This is a genomic window from Mesorhizobium sp. M1396, assembly GCF_040317725.1.
Classification (GTDB): domain Bacteria; phylum Pseudomonadota; class Alphaproteobacteria; order Rhizobiales; family Rhizobiaceae; genus Mesorhizobium.
This window is the reverse complement of record NZ_JAMYLA010000069.1, coordinates 1-19,395: the sequence shown is the minus strand read 5'-3', so window position 1 is coordinate 19,395 and position 19,395 is coordinate 1. Positions and strand designations below refer to the sequence as shown.

Below are 19,395 nucleotides of genomic sequence, written 5' to 3'. Positions count from 1 at the left end.
TCCCCCGGGGCGCCGGACCGTTTGCAGGAGCAAAAAAATGCGCTTCGATCTGGTCGATCTCCGGCTGTTCCTGCTGGTAGCCGAGCGTGGCAGCATCACCCATGGCGCCGAACTTGCCGGGCTGGCCCTGGCGTCGGCCAGCGCCCGCATCAAGGGCATGGAGCAGCGGCTCGGCGCGCCGCTGCTGGAGCGCCGCCGCCGTGGCGTGGTGCCGACGGCAGCCGGACAGGCGCTGCTGCACCATGCAAGGGCGGTGCAGAACCAGATCGAGGCGATGGCCGGCGACCTCGCCGCCTATGCCACGGGTCTCCGCGCCCGCGTGCGGTTGATGGCCAACACCGCCGCCACAGCCGAGTTGCTGCGCGACATCCTGCCTGCCTTCCTTGCCGCGCACCCCGGGATCGACATCGATCTCGACGAGCGCCCCAGCCACGAGATCGCGCAAGCCGTGGCCAGCGGCACGGCCGATCTCGGCATCGCCGCAACCTGGGCCGGTCTGTCGCATCTCGAGCAGAAACCGTTCTTCATCGATCGGCTGATGGTGATCGCCGCGCGGAACTGGCCTGGCCTTCCAGGCTTGCGTGCAGCCAGTCTCAGCGACGTGCTCGGCGAACCCTTCGTTGGCCTCAGCACCGGCCATGCGCTGCAGGAGCACATCGCCCGCCAGGCCGCCCGCCTTGGCGGCCATCTGCATTTTCGCGTCCGCGTGCCCGGCCTCGACAATGTCTGCCGGCTGGTCGCGCAAGGTGCGGGCATCGCCGTCGTGCCGGAAAGTGCGGCGCGCCGTTCGGCGCGGACGCTGCGCACATTGCGGCTGACCGACGACTGGGCGACGCGCCAGCTCAACCTCTGCGCCCGCCGCTTCGACGATTTAACGCCGCAGGCAAAAATGCTGGCCTCAACGCTGGTCTGAGGTCGGACCAGTGACCGCACACAGCGGCGCCGCCATCCCCATCAACACTGAATCATTGCCTTGCATTTCAAAAATTCGTGACGTAGCTTGTTTGCACATTGGCAAAAAAATTGCCGAAGTTTTTTCCTTTTATGAAAGACGGGACTTTGCGGGAACATCTCGATCTGACCGATCGGCGGCTGGTCAAACAGCTGTCGCAGGACGCACAGCCGGGCATCAACCGCATCGCCGAGATGTTGGCGATTTCGGTGCCGACGGTGCGCACGCGTCTGCGCAATCTGCTCGACCGCAACCTGCTCAAGATCGTCGGCCTTTTGAATCTGACCGAGCGCCCCGAACTGATCTCGGCCATTGTCGGCATCAACGCACAAGGACGCGGCCGGGCCCGCGAGCTGGCGCAGCGTATCTCCGAACTGCCCTTCGTCAACTCGGCCTCGGTGGTCACCGGGCGCTTCGACATCATCGTCGATGTGACGGTGGCCGGCGACGTCGCCGATCTCTACCGCGTCACCAGCGAGCTGATCCCGGGCGCCGGCGAACCGGGCGAAGTCGTGCGCAGCGAGACCTTCGTCGTCATGGCGTCCTGCAACAAATGGGTCAGCCTGCCGGAAGGCTGCTGGTCGGACGACCGCAAGGAGCCGGCATGAAGATCGCGGTACTCGGTGGCCTCGGCCTGCAAGGCCGCGCGGCGATCGCCGACCTCGTCGCCTGCGACGGCGTCGAGGAAATCGTCTGCGTCGACACCGCAGCGGACGGCCCGGCCCGGCTTGCCGGCCTGACCGATCTTGCCCGCGTACGCTTCGTCGTGCCTGAAGGCGCGATCGGCCCGGCGCTGGCCAATGTACTTGATGATGTCGACGCCGTCATCGACCTGTTGCCGCAGCCATTGATGCGCGAGGCGGTTCAGGCCGCGATCGCCACCCGCACGCCCTTGGTTACCACAAATTACGCCAAGTCGATCGCCGACCTGGCGCCGGCCGCCGAACAGGCCGGCGTCTCGATCATGACCGAATGCGGGCTCGACCCCGGCATCGACCTCGTGCTCTACGCGCGCGCCGCCAGGCAGTTCGACTCTATCACAGCAATCGATTCCTATTGCGGCGGTATCCCCGAGCCGAAGGCGATGGCCAAACCACTGTGCTACAAGGTGAGCTGGAATTTCGACATGGTCCTGGTCAGCCAGAACCGCGACAGCGTGATGATCGAGGATGGCGAACGCGTCGCGGTGCCGGCCGGCCAGCAGCACGCCAATCCCTTCATCCATGAGATCGAAGTCGCGGGCCTCGGCAGGCTGGAAGCCTTCCCCAATGGCGATGCGCTGCATTATGTCGAGATGCTGGACGCAGCCAAGGGGTTGCGCCGCTCCGGCCGCTACACGCTGCGCTGGCCGGGATGGTCGGCCTTCTGGGCGCCGCTGAAGGAACTCGGCTTCCTCTCCGAAGACAAGGTACCCGGCACCTCCAACAGTCCGCGCGAATTCCTCGGCCGGCTGCTCGGGCCCCAATTGCAATATGGCCCCGGCGAAAAGGATCTGTGCGTGATGCGCAATGTCTTTTCCGGGCTCGAAGACGGCCGCGCCAAGACGGTGACGTCGGACCTGATCATCGAGCGCGACCTGGCTTCGGGCCTGTTCGGCATGAGCCTCGGCGTCGGCTATCCCGCCAGCATCGTGGCGCAGATGCTGGCGCGTGGCGAGATCACCAGACCCGGCTTGCTCAATCCGCTGCTCGATGTGCCTGACGAGCCCTTCTTCGACGAGCTTGCCAGACGCGGCATCAAGGTCACCGAAACGGTGGCCTGGGACTGAGGATTTTCGAACGGTGGCCGCCGCCGACAACGGCGCCGCCGCTCAAAAAAGCACCCCCAAAGGGTGAAAAATAACGAAGACGTGGAACAATAAAACAAGGAGGACTACCAAAATGAAGATTGCCAGACTTTTCATCGCCGGACTTGCGCTCGCTGGGCTCACCACTGCCGCCACAGCCGGAACACTGGACGACATCACCAAGCGCGGCGAACTGCGCGTCGCCGTGCAGACCCAGGGACCTCCCTTCTCACTGGTCGGCGCCAATGGCGAACGCACCGGCAGTTCGGTTGAACTCGCCGAACTGATGGCCAAGGAAATGGGTGTCAAGATCACCTTCCTCGACTTCGACTGGGACGGGCTGATCCCGGCGCTGCTTTCGGGCAAGGCCGACTTGCTGGTCGCCGACATGACGCCGACGCTGGCGCGCGGCATGAAGGTCGCCTTCACCACGCCTTACATGTATACGGGCAGCACCGTCTTCACCAAGGCCGACAGCAAGTTCAAGACCACCGAGGATTGCAAGGCCAAGGGCACCAAGATCGCCGTGCTGCTGGGCGCCACGGGCGAAAAGGAAGCCAAGACCGCCTTCCCCGATGCCGATATCAAGAGTTACAAGGGCGGCGGTCCGCTGCTGCTCGACGCCGTCAACAACGGCCAGGCCGATTGCGGCGTCAACGACATCTCGGCGGTCAAGGGCCAGTCGACCGCTTATCCGGCCGGCTCCTTCACCATCATGCCGGACCTTTTGTCGAAGGAACCGCTTGCCTTCGCCACCCGCTATGACGAGCCGGAACTGCTGGTCTGGATGAACCTGTTCCTCAACCAGGTCAGCATCGACGGCCGCCTGCAGAAGAACCTCGACTACTGGGTCAATTCCGACGCCTGGAAGAAAGATCACTGAGGAATTAGCCAGTAAGGGAATAGCGAATAGGGAGTAGCAAGTAGGGAATGGCCGTTCCGGCCATGCTCTGCTGCTCCCTACTCCTCTACTCCCCTATTCGCTATTCGCTATTCGCTATTCGCTACTCGCTATTCGCTATTCGCCCTTCCCTCTTCACCGCCGCGCGCCCATGCTCGAAAATTTCAGCTTCCGCACCATCGTCGAATATCTGCCTCTGTTTGGGCAGGGTCTGATCACGACCGTCTGGCTGTCGGCGCTGTCCTTTGTCGGCGCGCTCATTGTCGGCATCGTGCTGTGCGCCATGAACCTGCAGCGCGGCTGGCTGTTTCGCGTGCCGGCCAAGGGCTATATCGACGCGGTGCGCGCCACGCCCTTGCTGGCGCAGCTCTATTTCCTCTATTTCGGCTTGCCCCGGCTCGGCTTCGTCCTGCCCGAACTGGTCGTCGGCATCCTGGCGCTATCGCTCAACAGCGGCGCCTATATCGCTGAAATCATTCGCGCCGGCATCCTGTCGATCCCGCGCGGCCAGGTGGAAGCCAGCGTCGCCTCGGGCATGACCTATGTCCAGCGCATGCGCCTGGTCGTCCTGCCGCAAGCCTTCAAGGTGACGATCCCGCCGCTGCTCGGCCAGGCGATCGTGCTGGTCAAGGATTCCGCACTGCTGTCACTGATTTCGGTTTCCGAACTGACGCGCGCCGGCCAGTTGCTCGCCTCCGACCGCTTCATGCCGGCGGAAGGTTTTCTCACCATCGCCGCCTTCTACCTGCTGCTCTATTACGGACTGAAGGGACTGGCTGGCCTCTCCAGCCGCTGGCTCGGCACCGCGGGGGCGCGGACATGATCTGGCAACAGTTGCAAAGCCTCGCCGGCTCCTATCCACTGGCCCTGCGCGGCCTCGGCATGACCGTGGTGCTGTCGCTGATCAGCCTGGTGCTCGGCACCTCGCTCGGCTTCGGCCTCGGCATCCTGCGCACCGGCGGCAACCGGTTGATATCAGGCGCCATCGGCGCCTGGGTCGATCTGATCCGCGGCACGCCGTTCCTGGTGCAGATCTTCCTGATCTTCTTCATCCTGCCGGAGTTGGGCATCGAGCTCGACGCCTTCACCGCAGGCATCATCGCGCTGACCAATCTGGCCGCGTGCTTCATCTGCGAGATCGTCGCCGCGGGCATCCGCTCGGTACCGACCGGCCAGGTCGAGGCGGCACTCGCGTCGGGCCTGTCGCGCTGGCAGCGCATGCGCCAGGTGGTGCTGCCGCAGGCGATGCGCATCGTGCTGCCGCCGCTGGTCGGGCAGTATGTGCTGCTGATCAAGGATTCTTCCGTCGTCTCGGCGATCGGCCTCACCGACCTCACCCGCGTCGGCTGGCTGGTGGTGCAGCGTGTGCCGAACGGCCTCTTGGTCTTCTTCCTCGTTGGCGTCGGCTATTTCATCGTCTGCTATCCCCTGATCATGCTTGCCCGCCGGCTCGAACGCCGCATGGGTGCGGCGCATGGCGAGGTGCAGCTGTGACAGCGAATTCCAAAGGGCCAACAGCCATGAGCAACCCAAGCCTGACAAAAACCGGCATGATCGACTTTCGCGGCGTCAACAAATGGTTCGGCTCGCTCAACGTGCTGAAGGACATTACGCTGAGCGTCGAGCCGCGCGAAGTGGTCGTCGTTTGCGGCCCGAGCGGCTCGGGCAAGAGCACGCTGATCCGCTGCGTCAACGGCCTGGAGGCGATCAAGGACGGCGACCTCGTAGTCGACGGCCAGCGCCTCGGCGATCCCGCCACCAACATAACGCAGTTGCGCACCGAGATCGGCTTCGTCTTTCAGGCGTTCAACCTCTACCCGCACAAGACCGCGCTCGAAAACGTGACGCTGGCCCCCATCCATGTCCGCAAGATCCCGCGCGCCGAGGCCGAAAAGGCCGGCCGCGAATTACTGGCCAAGGTCGGGCTGGCCGACAAGGTCAATGCCTATCCGGCGCAGCTCTCCGGCGGCCAGCAGCAGCGCGTGGCGATCGCGCGCTGCCTCGGCATGCGGCCCAAGATCATGCTGTTCGACGAGCCGACCTCCGCACTCGACCCCGAGATGATTTCCGAAGTGCTCGACGTCATGGTGGCGGTCGCCGAGGAAGGCATGACCATGATGGTGGTGACGCACGAGATGGGCTTTGCCCGCAAGGTCGCCCAGCGCGTGGTGTTCATGGACGCCGGCGCCATTGTCGAAAGCGGCACGCCCGACGAGTTCTTCTCCCACCCCAAGACCGACCGCAGCCGAGCTTTTCTGAGCAAGATTCTCAGGCATTAAGGCGCGGTGTGGAGCCTGTCAGTCGATGGCTCTCTCTCGGGCGGCCGGTAACGATCCCACTGTTATCGTTGCTGAAAAGGCCAATATCCAGGGTGCGATTCACTGCCATTCCCGCCAAATCGCACGGATCTTGGTAGCAAACGCACTTCGCCCGTCACAGATGTCGTTCGATGTCCATTCGTTGATGCAGGATGCGGATGACATCTAGGATCATTTCGGATTGACGGAAGAAAACGAAGTGTTGACCGAGGGGATATTTGAAATAGTTCTCGCGCACTTCGGTGCGGCGGCCGTTTTTGACGCCGCTGGCCAAGGCCTCGATAGCACCGATCAGATCGTGGTGATACCGATCCGCTTGTTCAAGCGACCAGTGTTTGAACGTGTAGAGCCAGATATCTTCCAAGTCAGCTTCGGCGAGCGGTGAGAGTCGATATTGGCGGCTCTCATTTGGCATGCTTGGCCCGCATCTTCCTCAGGAATGCAGTGCTATCGAAGGCAACGGGTACGCCAGATTCCTCGCCGGCAATGAGTGCGTTTTGCAAGGCACGGACCTTGGCCTCATGCTCTTCGAGCAACCGCAGGCCTGCACGCACGACATCACTCGCCGAACCGTAACGGCCTGTCTGAACCTGCGTATCGATAAAGCCGGCGAAATGGTCGCCAAGGGAAACAGAGGTATTTCGGGACATGAGCTTCACCCTGAGGTAACGATGCAAACATATACCAAAAATTGGTATATGTCCATGTTGTGGCGCCCAGAAGGGGTAAGGTCCCGGTCGGTCGACGGACTCCAAATGGCAAGGGCGCGCCCGCGCCCTTAGAGTTCCCTAGTGGGATCGGCACCGGCCGCGCCCCCAAAAAATGTCAAACACTACTCGGCCGCCTCATACCCGGCGATGCCCTTGATCTCCAAAAAATCCTCGAGCCCGTATTCGGCGTATTCGCGGCCATTGCCCGACTGCTTGTAGCCGCCGAACGGCAGGCCGGCATCCCACTCGGGATAGTTGATGTAGACATTGCCGGTGCGCATGCGCGCCGCCACTTCACGCGCCTTCTTCATGTCCTTGGCCTGGATGTAGGAGGCGAGGCCATAGACGGTGTCGTTGGCGGTGGCGATCACCTCGTCGACGCTGTCATAGGGCATGATCGTCAGCACCGGCCCGAAGATCTCCTCGCGGGCGATGCGCATGTCGTGGGTGACGTCGGCGAACACCGTCGGCCTGACATAGTAGCCGCGGTTGAGTTCGGCCGGACGGCCGGGGCCACCGGCGACCAGCGTCGCACCCTCGTCGATGCCGGCTTGGATCAGGTCCTGGATCTTGTCGAATTGGATCTGGCTGACCACCGGGCCGAGCTTGGTGCCCGCCGCATCGGCGGGGCCGACGGTGAATTTTTCCGCAGCCGCCTTGGCATAGCCGGCAGCCTCGTCATGGCGGTCGCGCGGCACGAACATGCGCGTCGGCGCGTTGCAGGACTGGCCGCTGTTGCTGAAGCAACTGGCGACGCCCTTGGTGACGGCGCTTGCGAGATCGACGTCTCCGAACAGGATGTTGGCCGACTTGCCGCCAAGTTCCTGATGCACGCGCTTGACCGTGTCGGCGGCGGCCTTGGCCACCAGGATGCCGGCACGGGTCGAACCGGTGAACGACATCATGTCGATGTCGGGATGGCTGGACAGCGCCTGGCCGACGCCCGGACCGTCGCCATTGACGAGGTTGAACACGCCCTTCGGTACGCCGGCCTCGTCGAGGATCTCGGCGAAGATGATGGCGTCGAGCGGCGCGATCTCGGATGGCTTCAGCACCATGGTGCAGCCGGCGGCGAGAGCGGGACCGACCTTGCAGGTGATCTGGTTGAGCGGCCAGTTCCACGGCGTGATCAGACCGACGACGCCGATCGGTTCCTTGACCACCAGATGGTTGCCCTTCACGTGGCGAAATTCGAACGTCTTCAGCACGTCCGCCATCTTCTGCAAATGCGCAAGGCCGATGCCGACCTGGCTGTCCAACGCCATCTGGCGCGGCGCACCCATCTCACGCGACACGGCAATCGCCAGATCGGGGCTACGCTTCTTGTAGATCGCGATGATGCGGTTCAGGAGCTCGAGCCGCTCGCCGACCTCGGTGAAACCAAAGCTGTTGAAGGCGCGCTTGGCGGCGGCCACCGCCTTGTCGACATCGGCCTTGGAGCCGAGCGATATTTGCGCGAAGGCATCCTCGTTCGACGGATCTATGACGTCGAACGTGTTGGGCACAACAGGATCGACCCACGCGCCATCGATATAGAACCGCAGATTGTGTGACATGGTTTCTCCTTGGGATGCACCGCGTGGCGGTACCGGCCGTCATATGTGGCTGGAGATAACGATGCACAAACGCCGCTGTCAAACGCAACCCCCGAAGTCGTTGAGCCAGTGCGTCAGTCGTTGAGCCAGGGCCAGCGGCAATCTGGCTGTTTGCGTCAGCCTGCCGATCGTTTGCTCATATAGACCGTCACGCCGTTCATGAACGGCTCTTCGCGGTCGATCGTATAGCAATGCTTTTTGTAGAGCGAGACATTGGCCTCGAACGCGCCATTGGTCAGCAGGCGAATCTCGAGGCGACCCGCTTCGACTGCCTTCTGCTCGGCCCGCTCGAGCAGCAGCCGGCCGATCCCCCTGCCCTGCTCATCCGGTGCGACGCAGACATTCTCGATCCAGAGGTGATCGTTGGTCAGGATGGTTTCGATCATCCCGACAATGCCGCCATCCTCGACAGCGAGATCGAATGGATGCTCGGCAACGGCCTTGTCGTAATCGGTGCGCATCGGCAGCGGCTCGCGGCCGATGACCGGCACCCATTTGGCATAGGCGGCCCGCACGATATTCCTGATCGCGGCGGCATCCGCCGGCACGGCCGGCCGAAGCCGGATGGAAGAAACGATGGTCATGAAAGTGCTCCAGACATGAAAACCCCACCGGCTTATGTCGCGGGCGGGGCTGGAAACGAACGAACCGGATCTATTCCGCCGGCCTTTGTCGTCGCGCAATCAGCTTGCCGTTCCGCATGGTGCGGGGGCGGCGTCGCTTGTCGGTGGCGGGCGCGAGAACGAGCATGGCCTCAAGCTGAAGCAGGAAGCGTGGCGCTGTCAAGGCGCCGCTCGATCGATAGCGCGTCTCGCATCGGCAAAACGCGGTTCTGGTCCTCGCGCCTGTTGGGCATGGAATCGCTATATACTTTGCGCCAACGGCAATTTGATCGATGGAAAAATATGACCGGGACGCTGAACAAGACGGTGGGGATGGTTGCCATCCTGAACGCGAGTTCGCACAAAGCCAAATTTCAAACTGAGCCGCTCCCGCCCGATCCGGACACAAGCCTTGCGTCCTCAATACTTCCGCGCCGTCGGCCTAAAAGGATCTCGTTGATGTCGACCTCGTCAGGCTGGCTCATGGCGAACACCACCATCCTGGCGAAGGAATTGGCCGGGATGGCGACGCGGTCGTAGAGCGCGTGCTCGACCTATGGTGGGCTCCATGCCTGGAAAAGACCCGTCGCATGAATCCATGCGAACGCGACGCGCTTTAGGAGTCGGCCCCCCGTGGCACCAGCAGCGCAATCCATCTGGATTGAATCCGCCGTCGTTCTATCTTCCTGCTCGACCGAGACCTTTCCAAGGACGCCAGCACCGGAGCAATGCCGTGACCGACACCGACCTCGCCGACGCCTATCGCGGCTACATCGCTTGCCTCAACAATCAGGATTGGGCGCGGCTGCATCGCTTCGTCCATGACGAGGTACACTATAATGGCGACCGGGTCGGGCTGGCGGGTTACCAAGAGATGCTGGAGCGGGATTTCCGGGAAATTCCGGACCTCTATTTCGACATCCAACTGCTGATCTCGGATACGCCCTTCATAGCCAGCCGGCTCCAATTCAACTGCACGCCGATCGGAAACTTCCTCGGCCTGCCCGTCAACGGCAGGAAAGTCTCGTTCAGCGAGAACGTCTTCTATGAATTTCTGGATGACAGGATAAGGCACGTCTGGTCGGTGATCGACAAGGCGGCCATCGAAGCGCAGCTTTAGTCAAAGCTATCGTTCGTAAAAATCGATCGTTCTAACGAAAATAATTCGTTGGAAAGATTGGTTCTGGAATGGCATTCCTCCGGCATGCCCACCCGGAGCATTACATTGTCTTCCTTTACCCACATCACGAACGATATTCCGAATAGCCTGATTTCCGCCGAGCTCGCCCAAGGACGAAAATCCCTCGACTGGAATGGCGTCGTCCCCGGAATCGTCTTGGTCGCGATGATTACAGCCGTCGCCTTCTCGGCCCGCAATGTCTCGGGCTTCGCTTTGTTCAGCCCGATGATAACAGCCGTCGTCGCCGGGATGATCTATTCCAACGTGCTCGGCACGCCTGCCCACGCCAAGGCCGGCATCGCGTTTTCGCAGCGCCGGCTCCTGCGCTTCGCCATCGTGCTGCTCGGCTTCCAGCTGACGCTTGGCCAGGTGGTGTCGATCGGCGCCGGCGGCGTCGGCATCGTCGCTGCCACGCTCGGTGCCACCTTCGTCTTCACCATCACGCTCGGCCGGCTGATCGGCGTCGACGCCAAGCTGGCGCGGCTGATCGCCGCCGGCACCTCGATCTGCGGCGCCTCGGCCATCGTCGCCACCAACATCGTCACCGATGCGCGCGACGAGGACGTCACCTATGCCGTCGCCTCGATCACTTTGTTCGGCACCGTCGCCATGCTCGGCTTCCCGCTCATGGCGCCGATGCTCGGCCTCGACCAGCACGCTTTCGGCCTGTGGGCGGGCGCCTCCATCCATGAGGTAGCGCAAGTCATCGGCGCCGGCTTCCAGAACGGCACCCAGTCCGGCGAGATCGCCACCGTCGCCAAGCTGACCCGCGTCGCCATGCTGGCGCCGATGGTCATCGCGCTCGGCCTGATGGCCCGCCGCAAAAGCAGCGGTCAGTCGGCAGCGCGGCCGCCCATGCCGTGGTTCGTCGCCGCCTTCGTCGCCGTCGTGGCGCTGAACAGCCTGGTCACCGTGCCGGCCGAGGTGAAGTCGGCAATGGCGCTCGCCACCACCATCATGCTGACCATGGGGCTGGCCGCCATGGGCCTGCAGGCAGACATTTCGCGGCTGCGCTCACGCGGCCTGCGCCCGCTGGCGCTCGCCTTCTCGGCCTTCCTGTTCATCGGCTGCTTCAGCCTGATGCTGGTGAAGTTCGCATGAGCATAATTCCGGGAGCCAAAGGCCCGGTCCGCGCAAGCGCGTTTGGGAATCAAAACCACATCGGCTAGGCTCCACTGCGTATCAGCATACGAGCCCCAACCGACCATGCCGTTTGTGCCCCTGCCCTTTGTCGTCGCCCTGTTGCTGTTCATCCTGCTTTGGGGAGTCGCTAGGCGGGAGGATGAGGCGGCACCGAACCTGCCGTTTCTTGGCCTGATCCTGCTAGCCGCGCTGCAATCGGTGTTCACCGGACTGCGGTGGGGCTATGGCGTCGGCGAAGTCGGCTATGTCGCGCCCGTATCTGCCGCGATCATGCCGTCGCTGCTCTACGTCGGCGTCTCGAAGCTCATCCGCACCAGCGACCGCCGATGGCCGGCCCTTTTGGTGCTTCACGCAACGCCAGCCGCCCTCGTCCTCGTGCTGGTCCTCTTCTGGCGCGATGTGGTCGACGTGGCGCTGATATCAATCGAGTTCATCTACGCCGCCGCCATTCTCTGGCTGCTTCGCTCCGGCGCCGACGGCCTGCGTCTTGCCCCTTTCGACGGGGCGGTCCCGGCCTATCGGGCCATAGTTGCCGCAGCCGTGACGCTGTGCCTGTCCGGAATGGTCGACATGCTGGTTTCCTTCGAGGTTGCGTACGGGCAAAGCGCTTGCGCGGCGACCGTGATCGGTGTCGCCAATCTTTTCATCCTCGTCTTTGTCGGCGTGGCGGCGGCGGCTGCCAGCCAAAGCCATGTGCCGATCAATGCCGCCGAGCCCGCCGAGGCTTCGTCCCCATCCGATGCCGGCAAAGATGCCGAGACGATCGCCAGGGTCAACGAACTGATGCAGGAGAAAAAGCTCTATCGCGACGCCAATCTCAACCTCAACCGCCTTGCCCGGCGTGCCGCAATTCCGGCACGGCAGATTTCGGCCGCGATCAACAGGGCCACGGCCAGGAACGTGTCGCAATATGTCAATGAGTACCGCGTCACCGAGGCTTGCCGGCTGTTGAGCGAGACCGATCAGTCGGTGACGGAAATCATGCTTGCGGTCGGATTCCAGACCAAGTCGAACTTCCACCGCGAATTCCGCCGCGTCACCGACATGACGCCGCTCGCCTGGCGCGACCGGAGCGCGCAATCGCCCGCGCTCGCGAGCGCCGTGAGTGGCTGAACCAGGAAGCGCCATTCCGCACTGAACGGTGCTCAATCGCGATAAAGCACGTCCTCGAACGCGATCGAGGTCGCGGGCTTCGCACCGATCCGCTGATATCGGGGCGTCAACACAGCAATCGAACATGACCGCCACTTGCCCGGACGCTGAGCCTCCGGGCTCGCCAGCCAAAGCCCGTGTTCGACAACGGAGATTTCAATGAAATTCTGGATCACGCTCTGTGCCATCGCTGTTTCCACGGCGCTGATGCAACACGCGGCCGACGCCGGCGACATTGTCGGCGTTCGTCAGCTTCCCGCCCCATCCAAGGAGCGCGGCATCGATCTCGATGTGACGGTCTGGTATCCGGCGCAACCGGGCGGTGAGATGGTTATATCAGGCGACACCGCGCTTTTCGTCGGGACTTCGGCCATGCGCGACGCGCCGATCGCTGGCGGAAAATTTCCGCTCATCCTGCTTTCGCACGGCGCCGGTCTGGCGGGGAACCCGCAAGCCCTGAGTTGGATCGCGACGCCCTTGGCCAGGCAGGGATTCGTCGTCGCCGCTCCCACACATCCGGGAAATACGGGGAAAAACAATTCCGCCGCCGAGACGATGAAACTCTGGTTGCGGCCCGCCGATCTCACGGCAACCCTGACCGCAACGGAGAAGAACGCCTTCTTCTCAGCGCATCTCGAGCAAGGCAAAGTGGGCGTCATCGGTCTTTCCATGGGCGGCAACACCGCGCTCGCGATAGCCGGTGCGCGCGTCGACCCGAAATTGCTCGCGTCCTATTGCGATACGGACCTGCTCAACGCTTCGCTTTGCGAATGGGTCAGGCAAAGCGGAGTCGATCTCCACGCCATGGATTTGCGGCCCGCCGGCCGTGACAACAGGGACGGGCGCATTCGCTTCGCCATGGCAATTGATCCCGCCCCCTCCGATGTCTTTGACACCAAAAGCTTTGCCGGCATCAACATTCCGGTCGACATCGTCAACCTTGGCCGGCCTGGCAAGATCCCCGCGACTGCCGACGCATCCGGGATCGCAAAAGCAATTTCAAAGGCGAGCTATGCGACGATCGAGGATGCAAGCCACTACAGCATGTTCGGTGAATGCAAACCCGGCGCCTCCGGCATCATCGTATCCGAAGAGATAGGCGACCCGGTGTGCGATGATGGTGCAGGACGATCGCGCGGTGAGATCCACACGCAGCTGATCGATATGGTGTCAGCGGCCTTCAACCGCGCGCTGAAGGCTGGGCCGTAGGTTCGGCCGCCTTGCAGTCAGGCCGCGCTTCAGTCCTCGAAAGAACTCGCCGCCACGTAGATCGCCGCCAGCGTCTCGATGCCGGCCTGGTCGGCCTTGTCGAAGCGGGCCGGCAGCGGGCTGTCGAGGTCGAGCACGCCGAAGACGCCCTGATCGTCCTCGAGCACCACCACCAGTTCCGAACGCGAGTCGGCGTCGCAGGCGATGTGGCCGGGAAAATCATGCACGTCCTTGATCAGCATCGAGGTGCCGAGCTCGACCGCCGTTCCGCACACGCCCTTGCCGACGGCGATGCGCACGCAAGCCGGCTTGCCCTGGAACGGCCCGAGCACCATTTCCTCGTCCGATTGCAGGAAATAGAACCCCGCCCAGTTGAGGTCCGGCACCATCTGGAAGATCAGCGCGGCGGTGTTGGCGGCATTGGCGATCGAATCGCGCTCGCCCTCGAGCAGCGCCTTCAGTTGGGTGGCGAGGTCGCGGTAGAACGCGGCCTTGTCCGAGGTGTCGATGGCCTTGGCCGTAAACATGAACTTGTCTCCGTATCGAGGATCGCGGCTTCGCACAGGTCGCTTGCCAAAGTCCGGCAAGCCCCGCGCCCAACGACCACCGGAACAACCTAGCGTGAATCCCGGTCAAAGCCAGCAGAAGCGCATTCAACTGATAGTCCGGGCTCGTGTGCCGCCCCCTGCCTTCAGCAGCATCGCGCGGCACCGGCCACCGTATTCACGGCGAACCTTGCGACGGTCACTGATAGCCGACGTTGCAGCCGACGAGCGGATCCACGTCATTTAACAGAACTTCCATTTAACAAGCAGAAGCTAATTTAAAATATTCTGTCGCGCAAACATCACAGGCTTGCCTTTCCTTGCCAACATTAGCGATTTGGTAGTCCTCCCGAATATAGGTCTATTGCGGGGCGAAGTTCTGCGTCGTAAAAAATCAGAAAAATGAGTCGGGGCGGCGGCCTCGGATATTAGGGGCCATACCGATGTTCGCCACGCATATCCGTTCCGGCCGCAAGCCGGCCGTATCGCTCCGTTCCAGCGCTTCTGTCATTACGATCCTTACTGTCGCCCTTGCGCTGAGCGCCGCGCCCGCTTGGGCTGATGGCGGCAATGGCAGCGGCGCAGGTGCTGGACAGGGAGGCGTTGACGGCGCGCCCGCAAGTGCCACAGGTCAGAATGCCGCCAATGGCGCGACCGCCGGTGGCGGCGGCGGCGGCGTTGACCTCACAACGGGCAACGGCGCTCCAGGAGGATCGGGAGGAACCTCGACGACATTTGGCGACCCAAACGGCGTTCCCGGTGCGACCGGTGCTACGGGCCAGGTCATTTCCACAAGTGGGACTATCTCCACCAGCGTCAGCGGTGGGACCGGCGGTGCTGGTGCCGCTGGCGTGGGCGGTACCGCCAGGGGCGGTGGCGGTGGCGGTGGCGGTGTCGGCGTCAGTGCCACGGCGGACAGTATCGTCACCAGCGGCGGATCGGTGACAGGTGGCACCGGCGGCGTTGGGGGCACTAACTCCAATGGCGGTGGCGGAGGTGGTGGCGTCGGTATGTTTTCGTCAGCCAATGTAATCGTCGAAGCCGGCGGCAGCGTCAGGGGCGGCGTTGGCGGCCGCGGCACCTCGCAGGGCGGCGGTGGCGGTGGCGGTGCTGCCATCGTCCTGACCGGTGGCGGAACGATAGAGAACAGCGGAAATCTGCTTGGGGGAACAGGCGGAAGAACCATCACGGGCGGCGGTGGCGACGGCGGAGCCGGTGTTCTGTTGCTGTCGGGCGGAACCATCATCAATGCGACAGGGGCGACGATCATTGGCGGGACTGGTGGTCAGGGCGGGACAGCCGGTGATGGCGGCGCGGGGATCAAGGGCGCCAACATCGCCATCATCAATGCGGGCACGATCAGCGGCGGCGCCGTCGGTGCAGGCGGCGGAACACCGATAGCCGGCAAAGCCATCGAGTTCACCGGCGGAGTCAATTCGCTGGAGATTCAGGCCGGCTCGACCATCACGGGCAATGTCGTTGCCTTCAGCTCCGCCGACACTTTCAAGCTGGGCGGCGATACCAGCACCAGTTTCGCTGTGTCCCAGATCGGCGCTGGCGCCAAATACGACGGGTTCGGGTTTTACGAGAAGACAGGGAACAGCACCTGGACGCTGACAGGGACGACGGCCGCCATCACGCCGTGGACGCTGAGCGGCGGCATCCTACAAATATCGAGCGACAGCAATCTGGGTAATTCGAGCGGCGGCTTGACCTTCAATGGCGGCACGCTGCAGAATATGGCCGCGTTCACCAGCGCCCGCAATATCGTCTTGGGCGACGATGGCGGCACGTTTCTAACCGATGCGAATCTTGCCCTGTCAGGCAACATCACCGGCGATGGTCTTATCAACAAGGATGGCGCCGGCACGCTGACGCTTTCAGGCAACAACAGCTATACGGGCGGGACGCGCATCCTGGCCGGCACGCTGGTCGGCAACGCGGCTTCGATCCGCGGTGACATCGGCAATGCCGGCACTGTCGTGTTCGACCAGACGGCGGACGCCAGCTTTGCCGGCGATATCTCCGGCACAGGCGCGATGGTGAAGGACGGCGCCGGCACGCTGACGCTTGCAGGCACCTCGCTGCTCGACTGGACCATCGACCAGGGTGGCCTCGTCTCGGCGGCCGAGCGCTTCGGCGGCGATGTCTCGATCGGCGCGGGCGGCTCCTTCACCTTCGACCAGACGGCCAATGCCAGCTATGCCGGCGTGCTCTCGGGCGCCGGCACTTTCGTCAAGGATGGCCAAGGCACGCTGGTGCTCGCCTCGGACAACTCGGCATTTACCGGCGCCACGTCGGTCAGCGGCGGCACGCTCGCCGCGGGCGCGGCCAAGGCGTTCAGTACCTCCTCGCAGTTCTCCGTCGCCTCTGGCGCCACGCTTGACCTTGCCGGCACCTCCCAGACGCTTGCCGGGTTGACCAACGCCGGAACGGTGCGCATCGCCGCTGGCGGCCTCGGCAACACGCTGACCATCAGCGGCGATTATGTCGGCAATGGCGGCACCGTCGTCCTCAACACCGCGCTCGGTGCCGACGGTTCGGTGACCGACATGCTGGTTGTCGCAGGCGGCACATCGGGGACGGGCACGCTCCAGGTCGCCAATTTCGGCGGCGCGGGAGACCAAACGCTCGAAGGCATCAAGATCGTCGATGTCGGCGGCGTCTCGACCGGCACCTTCTCGCTCAAGGGCAATTACACCTTCGAAGGCGAAGAAGCGGTCGTCGGCGGCGCCTATGCCTACAGTCTCTACGAGGGCGGGGTGAGCACACCCGCCGACGGCGACTGGTATTTGCGTTCCGCGCTTATCGATGATGGCGGACCCGGAACTCCGCTCTATCAGGCCGGCGCGCCACTCTACGAGGCCTATGCGGGTACATTGCAGAGCTTCAACCAACTGGGTACGCTCCAACAGCGGCTCGGCAACCGCTCATGGACCATCGAAGCACAAGGCGCCGACGGGGTCTCCGATGATGTGAAGGCGGAGGCCGGCATCGGACTGTGGGGCAGGATCGAAGGCACCAGCGGCTCCTACGATCCGCAAAGCTCCACCACCGCAACGACTTACGACACCTCGACCTGGAGGCTGCAGACCGGCGCCGACATGCTTTTGTCCGACAGCGCGGCCGGTCGGCTCATCGGCGGCGTTGCCTTCCAGTATGGCGCGGTGTCCGCCGATGTGTCGTCGGTGTTCGGCAGCGGGTCGATCGATACGACCGGCACCGGCGTTTCCGGCTCGCTGACCTGGTACGGCGCGGAGGGCTTCTACCTCGACGGCCAGGCACAGGTGATCTGGTACGACAGCAATCTCGACTCGGCGACCGCCGGACAGCGGCTCGTCGACGGCAACAACGGCGTCGGCTACGCGCTCGGCGTCGAAGCGGGCAAGCGCATCATGCTCGACCCGAGCTGGTCGCTGACGCCACAAGCTCAGTTGGCCTGGTCCTCCGTCGACCTAGACGCCTTCACCGACGCCTTCGGCGCAAGGGTTACTCCCGGCTCCAACGACAGCCTGCTCGGCCGCCTCGGCCTCTCGCTCGACCACCAGACGCAGTGGCAGGACCGCACGGGCCGCGCCGGCCACACGAACCTCTACGGCATCGCCAACCTCTATTACGACTTCGGCGATGGCTCGTCGGTCGACCTCGCCGGCAGCAGCCTTTCGAGCCGCAACGAGCAGCTCTGGGGCGGCCTCGGCATCGGCGGCACGATCAACTGGGCCGACGACAGGTTCTCGGTGTTTGGCGAAGCCGTGGCCCGAACGGGCCTGGAAGACTTCGGTGATAGTCACGCGCTGACCGGCTCGCTGGGCTTCCGCGTCAAGTGGTGAGTGATGCTGCCCTGTCCTACACTCGGCAGCACGGCACGTCCATCGAACCGTGCTGCCTTGATCAAGAAGGCAAGTCCATCAGCCGGCGGGTTTGTACGCGCTGGCAGCCTTGTTGGCGGCCGCGAGCACTGCCTTCATGTCGAGCTCTTCCAGTACGACCATGTCGGTCAGCGAGCCGCTCGCTCGCACCGCGAGGGACATGCCAATCCCGGCTGACTGGTCCGGCACCTCGCCATTGACGACGACGTCATAGATGCCGCGCGTGAACATCATGCTGGTCACCTTGCCGCCAACGCTTTCAAAAAGCGCCTTGACCGCGGCTTGCCTGTCCGAGCCTTGCATCAATCCTTTGGCGGCATGAGGCGCATAGTTTGCCAAAATAGTCACTTTCATGGGTATTTCCTCCAAATGTCACGGTCTCGTGGCTGCTCCATAATTCGAGCGGCACGGAGTGATTTTTTCGGTAACAATCGCAGGCGCCCTTGGACGCGTTGGCGGCCGAGGGCCCGCTGCCCGAGAAATATGCGCCTTAGCTAATATATTGACAATACTAGACAGGCCGATAGACAGCCACCGGGATTGCGGAGGTGATCCTGGCTGGATCCCGGCTCGGCCAATGGCATCGAGCTCGGGCCGGAAAGTGGCGGCGGCGCCGCAGCTTCACATCGGGCGTTTGGGTTCGCTCTTTGATGGCGTCGCCGTGTTGGAATCGGATTTCTTGTGCTTGTCGGCGGCAATCCTGCGGATGCGGTCGAAGCGGCTTTCCTCGGTTTTTTCGGTCGTGACGACCGTCTCTGGCTTCCGCACGAACGTGATCATGGATCCGTCTCCTGGGCTAGAGGCCTGCACGCCGGGAGAAAACACCCCCGGCGGTAGTTATCCAGGCTCCATTGAAGAGCCGGGGTGGCTGATTCAGGTCAGGTCTGAAAGGTGGCTTTTATGAAGCCACCTTCGCAGGCCGACTGAATCTTTAGTAGCCGCCCATGCCGCCGCCGCCACCGCCTGCCGGGGCAGCGTCTTTCGGCGGAATGTCGGTGATCATCGCTTCGGCGGTGATCAGAAGGGCCGCGATCGAGCCGGCATCCTGCAGCGCGGTGCGCACCACTTTCGCCGGATCGACGATGCCTGCCTTGATCATGTCGACATAGACCTCGTTCTGGGCGTCGAAGCCCTGATTGTGGTCCTTGCTGTCGGTGAGCTTGCCGACGACGATCGAGCCTTCGACGCCGGAATTCTCGGCGATCTGGCGGATCGGCGCTTCGAGCGCCCGAAGCACGATCGAGATGCCCGCGGTGACATCGGCGTTGGCGCCATTCAAGCCGGCCAGTGCCGACCTGGCACGCAGCAGCGCCACGCCTCCGCCAGGCACGATGCCTTCTTCAACCGCGGCGCGCGTTGCGTTCAGCGCGTCGTCGATGCGGTCCTTCTTTTCCTTGACTTCCGTCTCGGTGGCGCCGCCGACGCGAATGACG

Annotated in this window: 21 protein-coding genes; 12 read left to right on the top strand and 9 right to left on the bottom strand. The window is 63.3% G+C overall.

Features of this window, described 5'->3' with window-relative positions:
• Nucleotides 1–37 precede the first annotated feature (37 nt).
• From NKH02_RS30475 to NKH02_RS30445, 7 genes are all read left to right on the top strand, one after another.
• A complete protein-coding gene (locus NKH02_RS30475) occupies nt 38–913 on the top strand; it encodes a LysR substrate-binding domain-containing protein (protein ID WP_352883341.1) in 876 nt (291 codons plus the stop codon).
• A 146-nt stretch (nt 914–1,059) separates the two neighbouring features.
• Nucleotides 1,060–1,560, top strand: a complete 501-nt coding sequence (locus NKH02_RS30470; protein WP_127271168.1) for an Lrp/AsnC family transcriptional regulator — start codon at nt 1,060–1,062, stop codon at nt 1,558–1,560.
• Nucleotides 1,557–2,720, top strand: coding sequence for a saccharopine dehydrogenase family protein (locus tag NKH02_RS30465; RefSeq protein WP_352883340.1), 1,164 nt, complete (start codon nt 1,557–1,559; stop codon nt 2,718–2,720). The genes NKH02_RS30470 and NKH02_RS30465 overlap by 4 nt, the downstream gene beginning before the upstream one ends.
• Before the next feature lie 112 nt (nt 2,721–2,832).
• Nucleotides 2,833–3,621, top strand: coding sequence for an ABC transporter substrate-binding protein (locus tag NKH02_RS30460; RefSeq protein WP_352871423.1), 789 nt, complete (start codon nt 2,833–2,835; stop codon nt 3,619–3,621).
• 169 nt (nt 3,622–3,790) lie between these two features.
• Nucleotides 3,791–4,462 (top strand): amino acid ABC transporter permease, encoded by a 672-nt coding sequence (locus NKH02_RS30455; protein ID WP_352883339.1) that lies wholly within the window; start codon nt 3,791–3,793, stop codon nt 4,460–4,462.
• Nucleotides 4,459–5,133, top strand: coding sequence for an amino acid ABC transporter permease (locus NKH02_RS30450; RefSeq protein ID WP_352871421.1), 675 nt, complete (start codon nt 4,459–4,461; stop codon nt 5,131–5,133). Before NKH02_RS30455 ends, NKH02_RS30450 begins: the two co-directional genes overlap by 4 nt.
• Nucleotides 5,134–5,159: 26 nt before the next feature.
• Entirely contained in the window at nt 5,160–5,918 is a 759-nt protein-coding gene (locus NKH02_RS30445; RefSeq protein ID WP_352883338.1) for an amino acid ABC transporter ATP-binding protein, read from the top strand.
• A gap of 154 nt (nt 5,919–6,072) precedes the next feature.
• On the opposite strand, the gene NKH02_RS30440 is transcribed toward NKH02_RS30445, so the two are convergent.
• The 4 genes from NKH02_RS30440 to NKH02_RS30425 all read right to left on the bottom strand — a co-directional run bounded on the left by NKH02_RS30440 (nt 6,073) and on the right by NKH02_RS30425 (nt 8,846).
• Complete coding sequence (locus NKH02_RS30440; RefSeq protein WP_352871420.1) at nt 6,073–6,372, bottom strand: type II toxin-antitoxin system RelE/ParE family toxin; 300 nt, start codon at nt 6,370–6,372, stop codon at nt 6,073–6,075.
• The gene (locus NKH02_RS30435; protein ID WP_352871419.1) at nt 6,362–6,607 is read right to left on the bottom strand and encodes a type II toxin-antitoxin system ParD family antitoxin; all 246 of its coding nucleotides are present in this window, start codon (nt 6,605–6,607) and stop codon (nt 6,362–6,364) included. The genes NKH02_RS30440 and NKH02_RS30435 overlap by 11 nt, the downstream gene beginning before the upstream one ends.
• A gap of 182 nt (nt 6,608–6,789) precedes the next feature.
• The gene (locus NKH02_RS30430) at nt 6,790–8,223 is read right to left on the bottom strand and encodes an aldehyde dehydrogenase family protein (RefSeq protein ID WP_352871418.1); all 1,434 of its coding nucleotides are present in this window, start codon (nt 8,221–8,223) and stop codon (nt 6,790–6,792) included.
• Nucleotides 8,224–8,378: 155 nt separating this feature from the next.
• Complete coding sequence (locus tag NKH02_RS30425; protein WP_352883337.1) at nt 8,379–8,846, bottom strand: GNAT family N-acetyltransferase; 468 nt, start codon at nt 8,844–8,846, stop codon at nt 8,379–8,381.
• A gap of 751 nt (nt 8,847–9,597) precedes the next feature.
• Between NKH02_RS30425 and NKH02_RS30420 the strand changes: the two genes are divergently transcribed.
• The 3 genes from NKH02_RS30420 (at nt 9,598) to NKH02_RS30410 (ending at nt 12,300) form a co-directional block, all read left to right on the top strand.
• Nucleotides 9,598–9,984 (top strand): ester cyclase, encoded by a 387-nt coding sequence (locus NKH02_RS30420; RefSeq protein ID WP_352871414.1) that lies wholly within the window; start codon nt 9,598–9,600, stop codon nt 9,982–9,984.
• Nucleotides 9,985–10,089: 105 nt separating this feature from the next.
• Nucleotides 10,090–11,145, top strand: coding sequence for a YeiH family protein (locus NKH02_RS30415; protein WP_352871413.1), 1,056 nt, complete (start codon nt 10,090–10,092; stop codon nt 11,143–11,145).
• 105 nt (nt 11,146–11,250) lie between these two features.
• Nucleotides 11,251–12,300 (top strand): helix-turn-helix domain-containing protein, encoded by a 1,050-nt coding sequence (locus NKH02_RS30410; protein WP_352883336.1) that lies wholly within the window; start codon nt 11,251–11,253, stop codon nt 12,298–12,300.
• A 32-nt stretch (nt 12,301–12,332) separates the two neighbouring features.
• Here NKH02_RS30410 and NKH02_RS30405 read toward each other — a convergent pair whose 3' ends face one another.
• Nucleotides 12,333–12,527, bottom strand: a complete 195-nt coding sequence (locus tag NKH02_RS30405; RefSeq protein WP_352871410.1) for a hypothetical protein — start codon at nt 12,525–12,527, stop codon at nt 12,333–12,335.
• Here NKH02_RS30405 and NKH02_RS30400 point away from each other — a divergent pair.
• The gene (locus NKH02_RS30400) at nt 12,499–13,548 is read left to right on the top strand and encodes an alpha/beta hydrolase family protein (protein WP_352871409.1); all 1,050 of its coding nucleotides are present in this window, start codon (nt 12,499–12,501) and stop codon (nt 13,546–13,548) included. The two genes, NKH02_RS30405 and NKH02_RS30400, sit on opposite strands and share 29 nt — an antisense overlap.
• 29 nt (nt 13,549–13,577) lie before the next feature.
• On the opposite strand, the gene msrC is transcribed toward NKH02_RS30400, so the two are convergent.
• The gene (msrC, locus tag NKH02_RS30395) at nt 13,578–14,075 is read right to left on the bottom strand and encodes a free L-methionine (R)-S-oxide reductase MsrC (RefSeq protein WP_352871408.1); all 498 of its coding nucleotides are present in this window, start codon (nt 14,073–14,075) and stop codon (nt 13,578–13,580) included.
• A 461-nt stretch (nt 14,076–14,536) separates the two neighbouring features.
• On the opposite strand from msrC, the gene NKH02_RS30390 reads away from it, so the two are divergent.
• Nucleotides 14,537–17,923 (top strand): autotransporter outer membrane beta-barrel domain-containing protein, encoded by a 3,387-nt coding sequence (locus tag NKH02_RS30390; protein WP_352883335.1) that lies wholly within the window; start codon nt 14,537–14,539, stop codon nt 17,921–17,923.
• 78 nt (nt 17,924–18,001) lie between these two features.
• Here the strand turns inward: NKH02_RS30390 and NKH02_RS30385 are convergent, their stop codons facing one another.
• The 3 genes from NKH02_RS30385 to NKH02_RS30375 form a co-directional block, all read right to left on the bottom strand.
• Entirely contained in the window at nt 18,002–18,316 is a 315-nt protein-coding gene (locus tag NKH02_RS30385; RefSeq protein WP_352883334.1) for a GYD domain-containing protein, read from the bottom strand.
• A 267-nt stretch (nt 18,317–18,583) separates the two neighbouring features.
• Entirely contained in the window at nt 18,584–18,742 is a 159-nt protein-coding gene (locus tag NKH02_RS30380; protein ID WP_352870515.1) for a hypothetical protein, read from the bottom strand.
• 151 nt (nt 18,743–18,893) lie between these two features.
• On the bottom strand, nt 18,894–19,395 hold a 502-nt coding region (locus tag NKH02_RS30375), incomplete at its 5' end, for a TCP-1/cpn60 chaperonin family protein (protein WP_352883333.1).

Excerpts from the sequence above, each read along its gene's own strand:
- NKH02_RS30445 (WP_352883338.1), top strand. The coding sequence starts at position 5,160 with ATGAGCAACCCAAGCCTGACAAAAACCGGCATGATCGACTTTCGCGGC.
- NKH02_RS30455 (WP_352883339.1), top strand. The coding sequence starts at position 3,791 with ATGCTCGAAAATTTCAGCTTCCGCACCATCGTCGAATATCTGCCTCTG.
- NKH02_RS30450 (WP_352871421.1), top strand. The coding sequence starts at position 4,459 with ATGATCTGGCAACAGTTGCAAAGCCTCGCCGGCTCCTATCCACTGGCC.
- NKH02_RS30440 (WP_352871420.1), bottom strand. The coding sequence starts at position 6,372 with ATGCCAAATGAGAGCCGCCAATATCGACTCTCACCGCTCGCCGAAGCT.
- NKH02_RS30380 (WP_352870515.1), bottom strand. The coding sequence starts at position 18,742 with ATGATCACGTTCGTGCGGAAGCCAGAGACGGTCGTCACGACCGAAAAA.
- NKH02_RS30475 (WP_352883341.1), top strand. The coding sequence starts at position 38 with ATGCGCTTCGATCTGGTCGATCTCCGGCTGTTCCTGCTGGTAGCCGAG.
- NKH02_RS30435 (WP_352871419.1), bottom strand. The coding sequence starts at position 6,607 with ATGTCCCGAAATACCTCTGTTTCCCTTGGCGACCATTTCGCCGGCTTT.
- NKH02_RS30390 (WP_352883335.1), top strand. The coding sequence starts at position 14,537 with ATGTTCGCCACGCATATCCGTTCCGGCCGCAAGCCGGCCGTATCGCTC.
- NKH02_RS30430 (WP_352871418.1), bottom strand. The coding sequence starts at position 8,223 with ATGTCACACAATCTGCGGTTCTATATCGATGGCGCGTGGGTCGATCCT.
- msrC (WP_352871408.1), bottom strand. The coding sequence starts at position 14,075 with ATGTTTACGGCCAAGGCCATCGACACCTCGGACAAGGCCGCGTTCTAC.
- NKH02_RS30425 (WP_352883337.1), bottom strand. The coding sequence starts at position 8,846 with ATGACCATCGTTTCTTCCATCCGGCTTCGGCCGGCCGTGCCGGCGGAT.
- NKH02_RS30385 (WP_352883334.1), bottom strand. The coding sequence starts at position 18,316 with ATGAAAGTGACTATTTTGGCAAACTATGCGCCTCATGCCGCCAAAGGA.
- NKH02_RS30410 (WP_352883336.1), top strand. The coding sequence starts at position 11,251 with ATGCCGTTTGTGCCCCTGCCCTTTGTCGTCGCCCTGTTGCTGTTCATC.
- NKH02_RS30465 (WP_352883340.1), top strand. The coding sequence starts at position 1,557 with ATGAAGATCGCGGTACTCGGTGGCCTCGGCCTGCAAGGCCGCGCGGCG.
- NKH02_RS30460 (WP_352871423.1), top strand. The coding sequence starts at position 2,833 with ATGAAGATTGCCAGACTTTTCATCGCCGGACTTGCGCTCGCTGGGCTC.
- NKH02_RS30405 (WP_352871410.1), bottom strand. The coding sequence starts at position 12,527 with ATGGCACAGAGCGTGATCCAGAATTTCATTGAAATCTCCGTTGTCGAA.
- NKH02_RS30400 (WP_352871409.1), top strand. The coding sequence starts at position 12,499 with ATGAAATTCTGGATCACGCTCTGTGCCATCGCTGTTTCCACGGCGCTG.